Consider the following 13,479-nt stretch of genomic DNA (forward strand, 5'->3'; position numbering starts at 1 on the left):
CGGCCGCAATCGTCACGCCATCGCCTCTTCCGTCAGCATCGCTTCGGCTTCCGCCAGGATCTCGTCGGCGGCCTCGCCATAGACGGTCTCGCGGCCGATCTCGAGCATCACCGAAACACCGAGCGGCGAAACCCTGTCCAGCGGCTGGTGCACGATATGGCCGCTGATTCGTGTCAGCATCTGACCAAGCCGCCTGATGTCGAGCAAGCCCGTGGCGGCATCCTGGCGTGCGGCCTTGAGAAGCACGTGCTCCGGTTCGTGCCGGCGCAGCACGTCGTAGACGAGGTCGGTGGACATCGTGACCTGCCGCCCGTTCTTCTCCTGGCCCGGAAAGCGCCGCTCGATCAGCCCGGCGATCACGGCGCATTGCCGGAAGGTCCGCTTCATCAGGGCCGACTCGGCCATCCACTCCTCCAGATCGTCGCCGAGCATGTCCTGGGCGAACAGATCGTCGAGGCTGAGCGCTCCTCGTGCGATCGCCGCGCTCATGTCGCCCAGCGTCCAGCAGGCGATGCCGTAATCGTTGCAGACGAAGCCGAGCGGCCGCATCCGGGCCCGCTCCAGCCGCCGCGTCAGCAGCATCCCCAGCGTCTGGTGGGCGAGCCGCCCCTCGAACGGATAGGCGACGAGGTAGAAGCGCCCGGCCCGGGGAAAGGTCTCGATCAGGAGTTCGCCCGGCTTTGGCAGGCGCGATTTCAGCCGCTGCGCCTGCAGCCAGGAGGAGACCTCGTCGGGCAGCGTCTTCCATTCCTTCGGGTTCGCCAGCATGGCGCGGACGCGCGCGGCCAGGAAGGTCGAGAGCGGAAACTTGCCGCCGGCATAGGACGGAATCTTCGGGTCGGTGCCAGGTGCGGCGCGCGAGCAAACGGCCTCGTTGCCGGTGATGCCCTCGAAGCGCAGGATCTCGCCGGCGAAGACGAAGGTGTCTCCGGGCGTCATCGTCTCGGCGAAATACTCCTCGACCTCGCCGAGCACCCGCCCGCCGGTCATGATCCGCGATGGCTGGCCGGCCTTGCCGCCCCGCGCCCGGCCGAGCCGAACCTTCAGCATCGTCGATTCAACGATCGTGCCGACATTCATGCGGTATTGCTGGATGACCTTCGCATCGCTTGCGCGCCACAGTCCGGCCTTGTCCTGACGAAGCTTGGCGAAACGCTCGTAAGAGCGCAGCGCATACCCGCCGGTCGCGACGAAGTTCACCACCGCGTCGAAATCGGCGCGGTCGAGCGCTGCATAAGGCGAGGCGGTGCGGATCTCGTCATAGAGCGCGTCGGCGTGAAAGCCGTCCGAGCAGGCGACGCCCAGCACATGCTGCGCCAGCACGTCGAGACCGCCGAGCCTCGGCTCGGGCGTGTCCTGAGCTGCCTCTGCGACCGCGTCGAGCGCTGCGCGGCATTCCAGCAGTTCGAAGCGGTTGGAGGGCACCAGCAGCGCCTGCGAGGGCTCGTCCATGCGGTGGTTCGAGCGGCCGATCCGCTGCATCAGCCGGCTGGCGCCCTTGGGCGCGCCGATATTGACGACGAGATCGACATCGCCCCAGTCGATGCCGAGATCGAGCGTCGCGGTGCAGACCACGGCCTTGAGCTTGCCCGCCGCCATCGCGGCCTCGACCTTGCGGCGCTGCCCGGCATCGAGCGAGCCGTGATGCAGCGCGATCGGCAGATTGTCGTCGTTGACGCTCCAGAGCGCCTGGAAGGCGAACTCGGCCTGCATGCGCGTGTTGACGAAGACCAGCGTCAACTTGTGCGCGGTTATGGCCTTATAGATCTCGGCCATCGCGTGACCAGTGGTGTGCCCTGCCATCGGCAACCGCGTCGCCGTCTGCAGGATGCCGATGCGCGCGGCAGCCCCTCCGGTCACGGTAACCAGCCCAGCGGGCGTCTCCGCGCCGCCCAGGAAGCGTTGCAGGTCGGCAGGTTCGCGCACCGTCGCAGACAAACCGACCGCGCTCACTTGTGGCGCGAGCGTTCGCAGCCGCGCCAAATCGAGCGAGAGCAGGTCGCCGCGCTTGGAGGTGACCAGCGCGTGCAACTCGTCGAGCACGATATGGCGCAGGTTCTCGAAGAACGGTTTGGCATCGCGATGGGAGACGAGCAGCGCGAGCTGTTCCGGCGTCGTCAGCAGGATGTCGGGCGGTCGCGCGATCTGGCGCGTGCGCTTGGCGGCCGAGGTATCGCCGGTGCGGGTCTCGACCTTGATCGCCAGCCCCATCTCGGCGATCGGCATTTCCAGATTGCGGGCGATATCGACCGCGAGCGCCTTCAGCGGCGAAATGTAGAGCGTGTGCAGGCCGTTGCGTTTGGCCCCGCGCTCGGTCAGCTCGACCAGCGAGGGCAGGAAACCGGCTAGCGTCTTGCCGGCGCCGGTGGGCGCGACCAGCAGCGTCGAGCGCCCGGCGCGGGCTTCTGCCAGCAGCGCGAGCTGATGCGGCCGCGCCTGCCAGCCACGGCTGGCGAACCAGGCGGAGAAGGCGGGGGGGAGGGAGGAGGGCGCAGCCATGCGCTCCAGAGATAGGATGTGATTCGGGAGAACGAAAGGAGAATCGAGAAGCTTCAGCCCGCTGAGATCGACGATCTCGGTCTCCATGAGGGGAAGCCTTCGTGTCCTTCTGTCAGGATTGGAGGTCACCACTTGCGGCCGGTCAAACCGTCACGGCAGGATGCGATACGTGATCCCGAACTGAAGGCGACCTTCCGCAGAAGCCGCCAGCGATCTACGCGGAACGGTCCTTAACCCAAACTTGCGAGTGACCATGCGCCCCCTCTCGCTCCCACCCGCCATCCGCAGGATTTCCCCCGGACGCAGCCTTTGCGTCGCTGCAGGAGGCGCCCTCGCTGCGCTGGCTGGCGGGTCGGTGCCCGCTGAGGCCCATGTGAAATGGTTCGCGCCCTACATCGTCGGCGCCCCGCCGCAACCCATTCTCGCCACCCTGACCAATCTGTGGTTCTGGACGGGCATCGCACTCGTCCTGGTCTTCTTCCTGGCGACCCGGGCCATCGAGAAATCGCCGGTCGGTGAGACCGTGCTCGCCGGAATGGACCGGATCACCGACCCGCTCTGGCAACACCTCGACGAGTCCGTATGCCTCGTCATCGGCGCGTTCTTCGTGGCCATCTTCGCAGTCGGTGGCGTCTACCTGACGCCGGACCTGAAGACACCGGCAGAATGGGTTTCGTGGGCCCAGCTGCTGATCGCGGCGCTGGTCATTCCGCGAGCGACGCGCCCGGTCGCCGCTGCTGGCATCATCGGCCTCTGGCTCCTGGCCTTGCGCGACTACGACATCTTCCACCTGCTCGATTACCTCGCGCTCGGTGTCGGCGTCGCCGCCTATCTCGTTCTCGAGGCCTCGGCGAACGCAGAGTGGCGCAAACACCGGTTCGAGGTTCTGCGCTGGGGTGTCGCCATCGCGTTGATGTGGTCGAGCCTGGAAAAGTTCGCCTATCCGGACTGGTTCTACCCCCTCGTCGTCGAGAAGCCGTTTCTGACCTTCGGGCTGCCGCGCGACGTCTTCATCCCGATGGCCGGCGTGGCCGAGTTCACGATGGGCTTCGGCATGATCTGGACCCCGCTCGTGCGGCGGCTGTCGGCGCTCGCGCTCTTCATCATCTTCAATGCCGCAGTCTATCCCTTCGGGCGCATCGATCTGATCGGTCATGCCCTGATCATGGCGATCATCATCGCGATCGCCGCCGATCATACCCGCGATGTCCAATTCCTGCCGGCGCTCAAGCGTCGGTTGACGGGGGTGCCCGCCGGCCTCGCTGCTGCCTTGGTCCTTTTCGCAACCGGCTATTGGGGCCTTCACGTCGCGCTCTACGGACCCGAGGGGCGGGTGGGGCAGCCGAGCGCCGACATGGCGACCCATTCGCACAGCCCGGAGTATCCGCACGGACCGCAGGCGTCCGGCGGCATCGGCGCTCCACCGCGGTAGGATAAGAGCGCAACGTTCCACGGCTGGCCGGAAGATAGGCGCATCCGACGCGGCGTGTGGAGGCGGAACTCGAGATCCTGAGCCGGCGCGTATCGGGCTGCTTGGCTGGCGGGCCAACCTCCGGACCTCGTTTGTCCCTTCAGCCCCTCTCAGCGACAACCAGCAGCCCTGGCACAGCCGCGCCACGGTCCTGCCGCGTGCTGGCGGGCTCCATGAGTACGGGTCGTATGCCCGCTTCTCGAAGTCTCTGCCTCAACCAGCCCTCTGCGTGGGCAAACCTGCGATCCGCTCCGACCACGACGCCTTCGCCCTTGTGGCTTTGCACCGTGAACGCCAGCAGCCCACCGCGCACCAGCACGCGCGCGCTCTGCGCAAAAACCGCGTCGAGCGCGCCGAGATAGACGAAGACATCCGCCGCGATCACGAGATCGGCGGAGGCATCCGGCCGGCTTGCCAGGAAACTCGTCAGCCCCGCCACGGCCAGCTTGTCATACAGCGGCCCGTCATCCGCCCGGCGCTTGCTGCGTGCCCGCTCGATCATGCGCGGCGAGAGATCGCAGCCGGCGAGGAAGCCTGTCTCCTCGCGGATCGCCTCGCCCATCAGCCCGGTGCCGCAGCCGAGATCGTAGACGGTCTCGAAACGAAATGGCGCTCCCGCCTCCTGACGGATTTTGGACAGGGCATCCTTCAGAAGGGCAGGGGCGTTGTAGTGAAGGGCCTCGACCAGATGGCTGTCGAAGCGCTCGGCATAGCCGTCGAACAGCACGCCGGAGAAGTTCTCCGAGGTCGCTTCCTCGGCCGACATCGCGCCGATGCGGGCGAGATCGAGCCGTGCGCCGAAATGGTCGTTGGGGTCGAGCGTCAGGCATTGCCGCCAGGCGGTCGCAGCCTCTTCGTTGTGGCCGAGCTTCTCCTGGGCGAGCCCGTAAAGATGCCAGGCGGCGGTGAAATGGTACGCCTGCGCCAGGGTCTGGTCGAGGATATCGACGGCGGCTTTCGCGTCGCCATCCTTCAGCGCGGCCTCGGCCCAGGCATAGCGGCGATCCAGCGTTGGATCGCCCGAACTGGCGGAATGCGTGGCGGAACCCTTTTCGATCATGCGCGTCGGTCTATCTGAGGAGAATGACCCTGGCCAGACAGCGCCCTTCCGATCTGCTGATCCCGACGCCGGCCGGCCTTTTCTGCCCGCCGGCAAATATTTACATCGATCCGGTGCGGCCCGTGGAAAGAGCACTCATCACCCACGGCCATTCCGACCATGCCCGCGCCGGTCATAGCGCCGTTCTGGCGACGCGCGAGACGCTGGCCATCATGGCCTTGCGCTATGGCGAGGGCTTTACGGGCGAGCGCCAGGAGGCCGTGCCGGGCGAGACGACCCGGATCGGAGAGGTCGATTTTCGCTTCGTACCGGCCGGCCATGTGCTTGGATCGGCCCAGATCGTGGTCGAGCACAAGGGCCTGCGCATCGTCGTCTCCGGCGACTACAAGCGCGAGCGCGATCCGACCTGCGCCGGCTTCGAACCTGTCCCCTGCGACATCTTCATCACCGAGGCGACCTTCGGCCTGCCGGTCTTTCGCCATCCTCCGGCCCATGCCGAAGTCGCAAAGCTGCTGGAATCCGTCAGGCTCTTTCCGGAGCGCACCCATATCGTCGGCGCCTATTCGCTCGGCAAGGCGCAGCGCGTCATGGCCCTGATCCGGGAGGCCGGCTACGAGCGGCCGATCTATGTCCACGGCGCGATGGACAAGCTGACCGATTTCTACATCGCGGAAGGCGCGAAGCTGGGCGATATCCGCAAGGTCGTCGCCGCCGAGCGCAAGAGTCTCGGCGGAGAGATCGTCATCTGCCCGCCCAGCGCGATCCAGGATCTGTGGGCGCGCAAGTTTCCCGACCCGGTCACCGCCTTCGCGTCGGGCTGGATGCGGGTCAGGGCCCGCGCCCGGCAGAAGGGCGTCGAACTGCCGCTGATCATCTCGGACCATGCCGATTGGGACGATCTCCAGGCGACCATCCGCGAGGTTCAGGCAGGCGAGATCTGGGTCACCCATGGCGAGGCCGAGGCGCTGGTGCACTGGTGCGGCACGGTTGGCCTCAAGGCCAAGCCGTTGCATCTGGTCGGCTATGATGGCGACGAGGGAGAAGCCGAACCTGCCGGAGGAGAGAACGCCGATGCCGCGGTCTGAGCCAGGGCTAGCGGCTTTGCGCCATCACCGGGCGCGCGGCCGTGGACATGCCGACGAGCGAGGCGGCCATGTCGCGCGCCAGGCAATCGTAGCCGGCATCGCTCATGTGAAAGCCGTCAGTCGAGAGCGCGGCCTTGAAAGCGACGGCGTCGCCGCGATGCCATTCGAGCATGGCGTCGTAGCGCGTGAACACCGGCACGGACTGGCTGCGCGCGACCTCGGCGATCGTATCGACATAATGGCGATATCGGGCGGGCTCGCGAATGCCGGGGAAGAACTGCGGATCGAGGATCGCGAGGCTAGGCCCGGCCTGCTTCACCATGGCGATGCCCTCGGCGATCATGGCGCGGAACGCGTCGAGATCGCCGCCCTGCACGGCGTCGTTGGTGCCGACTTGCCAGATCACGAGGTCGTAGCGCCGCTCGGCCATCGCCTGTTTGAGACGGGTGAGCGTCTGCGGCGCGGTTTCTCCGCCGATGCCGGCATTGACGATCTCGATAGGCGTCCTCGGCCATGCCTGCCCCAGCAGGGCCTGAAGCCGGGCCGGGTAGGTCTTGTCCCGGGCGCTGGCGCCGATGCCTTCCGTCGAGGACGACCCGATTGCAAGGATCGAAAGCTTGCGGCCTTGCGGGAGCGGGGCGGTCAGGGCCGACAGCGTGAGATTGGAGTGGACGATCGGCGTCTCGCGGCAGGCGAACCCTGCCGCCTGGACGGTTCCCGAAAACATCAGCGCTGCGAAGAGATTCAAGGCTGTGAACCGCAAGGCCGCGCGCATCGGGATCGTTCTCCTGAAGACTGTCTGGCGATTAACCTCCGCTTCATGAATGGCGCCTGAACGATGCGGTGCAGCAATTCCCGACAAGACCATGGCGCGCCGCATCATCGGGGCTCGCCGCAATGAACCGCTTCGCCTGGCTGCTCGACCGCCTCGCCTACGAACCGCGACGCAACGCGAAGCTCGCGCTGATCGCCGATTACCTGCGCACCACGCCCGATCCCGATCGCGGGCTGGCGCTGGCGGCGATGACCGGCGGGCTCGTCTTCCAGAATGCGAAGTCCGGATTGATCCGCGCGCTGATCGCCGAGCGCACCGACCCGGTGCTGTTTGCGCTGTCCTACGACTATGTCGGCGATCTCTCGGAGACGGTCGCGCTGATGTGGCCGGCCAGGCACGGCGCCAACGCCGTTCCCCATCTGCCCGATGTCGTCGCCGGCCTGCGCTCCGTCGGCAAGACCGAACTCCCGCGCCTGATCGCCTCATGGCTCGACGCGCTCGACGAGACCGGGCGCTGGGCGCTGCTGAAGCTCATCACTGGATCCTTGCGCATCGGTGTCTCGGCCCGCCTCGCCAAAACGGCGGCTGCAAGTCTCGGCGGCATACCCGCAGATGAGGTGGAGCAGGTCTGGCACGGGCTTGAGCCGCCCTATGCGACGCTGTTCGCCTGGCTGGAAGGCAGAGGACCGCGCCCGGAAGCGACCGACCCCGCTCCGTTCCGGCCCGTCATGCTGTCGCATCCTTTGGAGGATGCCGATTTCGACAAGCTCGCACCCGGCGATTTCAGCGCCGAATGGAAATGGGACGGCATCCGCGTCCAGGCGGTGAGCGGAACGCGCCCCGACGGTACGCGGCTGACGCGGCTCTATTCCCGCACCGGCGAGGACATCGCCGGAGCCTTTCCCGATCTCGTCGAGGCGATGACGCAGGACGGCGCGCTCGACGGCGAATTGCTGGTGATGCGCGAGACCGCCGTCCAGAGCTTCAACACGCTGCAGCAGCGCCTGAACCGCAAGACCGTGACATCGAAGATGCTGTCGGAGTTCCCGGCCCATATCCGCGTCTACGACCTGCTCGTCGACGGAGAGCAGGACATCCGCAGTCTTCCCTTGGACGAGCGCCGCGTCCGGCTCGAGGCTTTCCTGGAGCGGCTCGGCAGCGATCGCTTCGATCTCTCCCCCATCATCCCCTTCGTCAACTGGGACGACCTCGCCGCCGCCCGCGCCGATCCGGCTTCGGCTGGTGCCGGCGACGATGCCGAGGCCGTCGAGGGCTGCATGATCAAGCGCCGCGACTCGGCTTATCTGCCCGGCCGGCCCAAGGGCTACTGGTGGAAGTGGAAGCGGCAGGCGCGCCTTATCGACTGCGTGCTGATGTATGCCCAGCGTGGCCACGGCAAACGCTCCTCCTTCTATTCCGACTATACCTTCGGCGTCTGGCGAAAGGCTGAGGGCGGCGACGAACTCGTGCCCGTCGGAAAAGCCTATTTCGGCTTCACCGACGAGGAACTGGTCGAGATCGACCGCTATGTCCGCAAGAACACGCAAAACCGCTTCGGTCCGGTCCGCGAGGTGACGCATACAGTCGAAAGCGGCCTCGTCTTCGAGGTTGCCTTCGAGGGCCTGCAGCGCTCGACCCGGCATAAATCGGGGCTGGCCATGCGCTTCCCCCGCATCAGCCGCATCCGCTGGGACAAGCCGCCCGCCGAGGCCGACCGCATCGAGGCGCTGGAACAGCTGCTGCCGGCGGGAGCGTGATTGGCCTGATAAGGAGGTGCTCGGCCATTGACAGCAGCGTTGCCTCCGCGCTTCACATCAGGACGACCCGAGGCGGTGCCGACGGCCCTTGAGATCGAAAAAGCGGGACGGAGAGCTTCATGGCATGGCAACCGATCACGCGAATCGTCATCGCGGACGATCACCCGCTGTTCCGGGGCGCGTTGAAACAGGCTGTCGGCACGGCGCTCGAAGGCGCCGATATCCGCGAGGTCGGCTCGCTGGAGGCGCTAACCGAGGCGCTGTCGCAGGGCGCCGATGCGGATCTCGTCCTGCTCGACCTGACCATGCCGGGCGTGCAGGGTTTTTCGGGGCTGCTTTTTTTGCGGGCCGACCACCCCGAGGTGCCGGTCATCGTGGTCTCTGCCAATGACGATCCGGCGGTGATTCGGCGCTGCATCGAGTTCGGTGCGCTCGGCTTCCTGCCCAAGACCGCCGAGGTTGAGCAGATGGGCGAGGCGATCCGAGCCGTGCTGGACGGCAGCGTCTGGACGCCGCCCGGCGTCGATCTGTCGTCTCCCGTCGATGCCGAGGTCGCCGACATGGTCCGCCGCCTCTCGACCTTGACGCCCCAGCAGGTCCGCGTCCTGATGATGCTGTCGGAAGGGCTGCTCAACAAGCAGATCGCCTATGAACTCGGCGTCTCGGAGGCGACCGTGAAGGCGCATGTCTCGGCCATCCTGACCAAGCTCAATGTCGACAGCCGCACCCAGGCCGTGATAGCCGCCTCCAAGATCGCCGGCACCGCCTGGGCGACGACGGGCGCCTCCGCAACGGTGTGAAGCCGTCGTTCAGCCCCGGTTCAAGCGCCGCGCTCTTTAATGAAATTCTCGCTGGGGAACTTGATTCAATGGCCAATGGTACTTTCGAACGCTTTCTCGGCGGTTCGCCGCTCGGCGTTCTGGTCCGGCTGATCTTCGTTTCGCTTCTGGTCGGCGCGGCCATGGCCTTCCTCGGCCTCTCGCCGCAGGCGCTCTACGACGGGGTGATCCATTTCTTCCGCTCGCTCGGCAATCTCGGCTTCGGGGCGGTGCGCGAGGTCGGCCAATGGGTCATCGCCGGCGCGCTGATCGTGGTGCCGCTCTGGCTTTTGTCGCGCCTGTTCGCCGCGCGGCGATAGCTACAATCCTCCGCCCCGCGCGATCTCGCGCGCATCGCGCCCGACCAGCGCGCTGAGCCGTCCGAGGCCCGCCTTGCGTGCCTCGGTCGCCAGCCCGGCCTTGATCGTCTTCGCCAGCCCCGGCCCGTGGTAGACCATCGCCGAATAGAACTGCACGAGATCGGCGCCCGCCCTGATCTTGGCGAAGGCGGTTGCAGCCGAGTCGATGCCGCCGACGCCGATCAGCGGGAACTGCCGCTCGACGCGCACGAAGGTCTCAGCAAGCAGCCGGGTCGAGGGCTCGAAGAGAGGTCGGCCGGACAACCCTCCCGTCTCGGCTTTCGCTGCGGCACGCAGACTTTCCGGGCGCGCGACGGTGGTGTTGGACACGATCATCCCGTCGATGCCGCGCCTGCGGGCCACGCCGACCATCCCGTCGAGTTCGGGCAGGGTCAGGTCGGGTGCGATCTTGAGCAGAAGCGGCGTCGCCTTGCCGGACGGCGGCCGCACCTCGTCGCGTGCTGCGACTGCGCGTGCGATCAGGTCGTCGAGCGCCGCTTCCGCCTGCAGGTCACGGAGGCCCGGCGTATTCGGCGAGGACACGTTCACGGTCAGGAAATCGGAATGTGGCGCCAGGTACCGCACCAGCACGGCATAGTCCTGCGCCCGGTCGGCCGACTCCTTGTTGGCCCCGAGATTGACGCCGACGATCCCGCCATTCCGCCGCCGCGCCGCCAGCCGCTGCGCCACCACCGTCATGCCGTCGCTGTTGAGGCCGTAGCGGTTGATCACCGCCTCGTCCTCGACCAGCCGGAAGACGCGCGGGCGCGCATTGCCCGGCTGCGGCAGGGGCGTCACTCCACCGACCTCGACGAAGCCGAAGCCGAGCCCGAGCGCTCCATCGATCGCCTCGGCGTGCTTGTCGAAGCCGGCGGCGAGGCCGACGGGATTTGAAAAGGACAGCCCGAAAGCCTCGGTCGCCAGCACCGGGTCCTCGGCGGCCGGTTTCAGACGCGGCGCGGCGGCCAGCGCCGCCACGCTGAGTCTATGCGCCGTCTCGGCGTCGAGCTTGTGGATCAGAGGCCGTGCGAGACCAAACAGGGCGCCGATCATGCCACGTCCTCCGGAACGAGATGCGTGCCGTCGCGAGCATGTCGCAGCGGCGCGATCCAGCGTGCGGCCTTTGGATCGAGCGAGGCGTAGAGATGGGGAAACAACGCGCCGCCGCGGGACGGCTCATAGCGCAGGGCGTGCCCAAGCCGGGCATCGTCGATCGCGATCAGCAGCAGGTTACGCTTCCCGGCGAAGTGCCGCGCCGCAGTTTCGCGGACCTGCCCGCCGGTCGAGAAATGGATGTAGCCGTCAGCGAGATCGACCGGCGCCCCCTCGAAACGACCGGTAGCCTCGGCCTCGCGCCAGAGCGCTTCGGGACAGATCTTGTAGATGAGCGGCAAGGCGGGCCTCGGCGGTTCTGGATGCGCCACGACATAGCGGCTGTCAGGAGGCTTGAGCAAATTTTATCCCCGTCATGGCGAAAAACAGATTGAAGTCTTATCGAATAGGCGATATTTCCTATTTTATCCCCGCCGAATGGCAACATCAGGAACGAGGCCTCTCCGGTGCTGTCCCATGACCAGATCTGGACCGCCATCGACGCGCTCGCCCAGCGCTACGGCTTTACCGCCTCGGGGCTTGCCCGCAAGGCGGGCCTCGACGCGACCACCTTCAACCGCTCCAAGCGGATAGGTCCCGACGGGCGCGAGCGCTGGCCCTCGACCGAATCGATCGCCAAGATCCTGCAGGCGACCGGCGCTTCGCTCGACGAGTTCATGGCGGTGGTGATGCGGCGTGGCCCGGCACCCTCGCGCACGATCCCGCTGATCGGCTTCGCCCAGGCGGGCTCGGGCGGCTTCTTCGACGATGGCGGCTTCCCCGTCGGCACGGGCTGGGAGGAGGTCGCCTTTCCCGGCGTCGCCGACGAGAAGGCCTATGCGCTGGAGATCGCAGGAGACTCGATGCTGCCGCTCTATCGCGACGGCGACACCATCATCGTCTCTCCCACCGCGACGGTCCGGCGAGGCGACCGGGTCGTGGTCAAGACGACCGAGGGCGAGGTCCTGGCCAAGCAGCTCAGGCGCCAGACGGCCCGAACGGTGGAACTCGCCTCGCTCAACCCCGAGCATCCCGAGCGGGTGCTGAACCTCACCGACATCGCCTTCATGGCGCGGGTGATCTGGGCGAGTCAGTAGCGTCTCAATTCCCCAACTGCCGCCGCGTCGGCAGTGTTACCTTGAACACCGCACCCACCGCCGAGGGTTCGAGTTCGATCGTGCCGCCATGCAGGCGCACCAACTCGGCCGCGATGGCGAGGCCCAGCCCGGTCCCGCCGGGGCTGACCGAACCGCGAAACGCCTGGAACAGGTTCGCCCGCGCCCGCTCCGGCACGCCGGGACCGTTATCGGCGACGCGCAGCAGCACCACACCGTCGAGACGCTGCGCCTTGATCTCCAGCGTCGGCCGGCTGCCACCCTCCGCGCCGGCCTGGGTCAGCGCCTGCACCGAGTTGCGCATCAGGTTGAGCAGCACGCGCGCCATCTGCTCGGGGTCGCAGGGTGCGAGCAGCTCGGCGGGAACCTCGTTGGCAAAGCCGACCTGCTTGTTCTCCGGCAGGCCGAGCAGTTCGGCCTGCTCCGCGACGAGCTGGCGCAGGGCGACGTCGCGCAACACCGGATCGGCCTCCGCCGCGCGGCCATAGGCCAAAGTCGCCTGGCAGAAATCGATGGCGCGGCCGAGCGTCGCGATCAGGCGGGGCGCGAAGCGCTTGATCTTGGCGTCGCGCGTATCGACCAGCCGGTCGGACATCAGCTGCGCCGCCGCCAGCATGTTGCGCAGATCGTGATTGATCTTGCTGACCGCGAGACCGAGTTCGGCGAGATGCTTCTTGGTGCGCAACTCGCCGGCAAGCGTCATCTGCATCCGCGCCAGCGCCCGCTCCGCCTCGCCGATCTCGTCGGCACGCTGGCTCGGCTCGATGATCCGGCGCGGATTCTCCGGTTCGAATTCGAATTCCATCACATTGGCGGCGAGCCGCCGGATCGGCCCGACGATCATCCAGTTCAGCGCGAGATAGACCGCGACCGCCGTCAATCCCGAGATCACCAGCGAGAGCAGCAGGATGTTGCGTGAAAACACCAGCATCGCCCGCCGCAGCGGCGCCTCGTCGAGCACCATCTCGACGAAATCCGCCCCACCCGTGGCCTGGCCGATGACGCGAATCGGCATGTTATGCGCCGGGGCGACGAGAACCTCGACCGCCTCCTTGATTGCGACGATCCAGTTCTTGTCTCGCAGATCGACGGTGCGCACCACTTCGGGCGGCATCGAATCGAGGCTGAGCAGGCGGCGCGCACCCCCGACGCGGGCCGCGATCGCGCGCGCGCCAACGCCGGTCAGCAGGCGGCTCTCGCTGTCTTCCGGCAGGCGCTCCTCGGGCGCGCCTTCCAGGACGAGCACGGCGATCTGCGCAGCCGCCAGCCGGTCGTTCAGCCAGTTGCGGCGGAAATTCGCCACCGACGGGAGGTAGATCAGGACTTCGGCCAGCATCACGAACAGCACGGTCAGCACCAGCAGCTTGGCGGAGAGGCCAAGCCTGGTCAGGCCGCGCGGAACGCTGACGGAGAGCGCCTTGGTGTCGAGGTCCTGTTGCTGCATCTTT

The 13,479-nt window shown here is 67.0% G+C and carries 12 protein-coding genes; 6 read left to right on the forward strand and 6 right to left on the reverse strand.

What is annotated here, in order from left to right; translation table 11 throughout:
* Window positions 1–12: 12 nt before the first annotated feature.
* Window positions 13–2,499, reverse strand: coding sequence for a ligase-associated DNA damage response DEXH box helicase (locus AXW83_RS25800; protein WP_066621286.1), 2,487 nt, complete (start codon window positions 2,497–2,499; stop codon window positions 13–15).
* A gap of 373 nt (window positions 2,500–2,872) precedes the next feature.
* On the opposite strand from AXW83_RS25800, the gene AXW83_RS25805 reads away from it, so the two are divergent.
* Entirely contained in the window at window positions 2,873–3,931 is a 1,059-nt protein-coding gene (locus AXW83_RS25805) for a hypothetical protein (protein ID WP_236841774.1), read from the forward strand.
* A gap of 139 nt (window positions 3,932–4,070) precedes the next feature.
* Here the strand turns inward: AXW83_RS25805 and AXW83_RS25810 are convergent, their stop codons facing one another.
* Window positions 4,071–5,030 (reverse strand): class I SAM-dependent DNA methyltransferase, encoded by a 960-nt coding sequence (locus AXW83_RS25810; protein WP_066619267.1) that lies wholly within the window; start codon window positions 5,028–5,030, stop codon window positions 4,071–4,073.
* Window positions 5,031–5,053: 23 nt separating this feature from the next.
* On the opposite strand from AXW83_RS25810, the gene AXW83_RS25815 reads away from it, so the two are divergent.
* Window positions 5,054–6,115 carry a ligase-associated DNA damage response exonuclease gene (locus AXW83_RS25815; protein WP_066619270.1) on the forward strand — a complete coding sequence of 354 codons (1,062 nt, stop codon included), beginning with the start codon at window positions 5,054–5,056 and terminating at the stop codon, window positions 6,113–6,115.
* A gap of 7 nt (window positions 6,116–6,122) precedes the next feature.
* Here the strand turns inward: AXW83_RS25815 and AXW83_RS25820 are convergent, their stop codons facing one another.
* Window positions 6,123–6,890 (reverse strand): SGNH/GDSL hydrolase family protein, encoded by a 768-nt coding sequence (locus AXW83_RS25820; RefSeq protein WP_066619276.1) that lies wholly within the window; start codon window positions 6,888–6,890, stop codon window positions 6,123–6,125.
* Window positions 6,891–7,012: 122 nt separating this feature from the next.
* Between AXW83_RS25820 and AXW83_RS25825 the strand changes: the two genes are divergently transcribed.
* From AXW83_RS25825 to AXW83_RS25835, 3 genes are all read left to right on the forward strand, one after another.
* Window positions 7,013–8,647 carry a cisplatin damage response ATP-dependent DNA ligase gene (locus tag AXW83_RS25825; protein ID WP_066619279.1) on the forward strand — a complete coding sequence of 545 codons (1,635 nt, stop codon included), beginning with the start codon at window positions 7,013–7,015 and terminating at the stop codon, window positions 8,645–8,647.
* 119 nt (window positions 8,648–8,766) lie between these two features.
* Window positions 8,767–9,447 carry a response regulator gene (locus AXW83_RS25830; protein ID WP_066619282.1) on the forward strand — a complete coding sequence of 227 codons (681 nt, stop codon included), beginning with the start codon at window positions 8,767–8,769 and terminating at the stop codon, window positions 9,445–9,447.
* A gap of 68 nt (window positions 9,448–9,515) precedes the next feature.
* On the forward strand, window positions 9,516–9,785 hold the full coding sequence (locus tag AXW83_RS25835; RefSeq protein ID WP_066619287.1) for a DUF6460 domain-containing protein: 270 nt from the start codon (window positions 9,516–9,518) through the stop codon (window positions 9,783–9,785).
* Here AXW83_RS25835 and AXW83_RS25840 read toward each other — a convergent pair whose 3' ends face one another.
* Together AXW83_RS25840 and AXW83_RS25845 are read right to left on the reverse strand one after the other, a co-directional pair.
* The gene (locus AXW83_RS25840; protein WP_066619288.1) at window positions 9,786–10,877 is read right to left on the reverse strand and encodes a quinone-dependent dihydroorotate dehydrogenase; all 1,092 of its coding nucleotides are present in this window, start codon (window positions 10,875–10,877) and stop codon (window positions 9,786–9,788) included. It abuts the gene before it with no gap.
* Window positions 10,874–11,218, reverse strand: a complete 345-nt coding sequence (locus tag AXW83_RS25845) for a DUF952 domain-containing protein (RefSeq protein ID WP_066621294.1) — start codon at window positions 11,216–11,218, stop codon at window positions 10,874–10,876. Before AXW83_RS25845 ends, AXW83_RS25840 begins: the two co-directional genes overlap by 4 nt.
* Window positions 11,219–11,383: 165 nt before the next feature.
* Between AXW83_RS25845 and AXW83_RS25850 the strand changes: the two genes are divergently transcribed.
* Entirely contained in the window at window positions 11,384–12,013 is a 630-nt protein-coding gene (locus AXW83_RS25850; RefSeq protein WP_066619289.1) for a S24 family peptidase, read from the forward strand.
* A 4-nt stretch (window positions 12,014–12,017) separates the two neighbouring features.
* Here AXW83_RS25850 and AXW83_RS25855 read toward each other — a convergent pair whose 3' ends face one another.
* Window positions 12,018–13,475, reverse strand: coding sequence for a sensor histidine kinase (locus tag AXW83_RS25855; RefSeq protein WP_066619291.1), 1,458 nt, complete (start codon window positions 13,473–13,475; stop codon window positions 12,018–12,020).
* Between the last annotated feature and the right edge of the window lie 4 nt (window positions 13,476–13,479).

The organism is Bosea sp. PAMC 26642 (assembly GCF_001562255.1).
Taxonomy (GTDB): Bacteria; Pseudomonadota; Alphaproteobacteria; order Rhizobiales; family Beijerinckiaceae; genus Allobosea.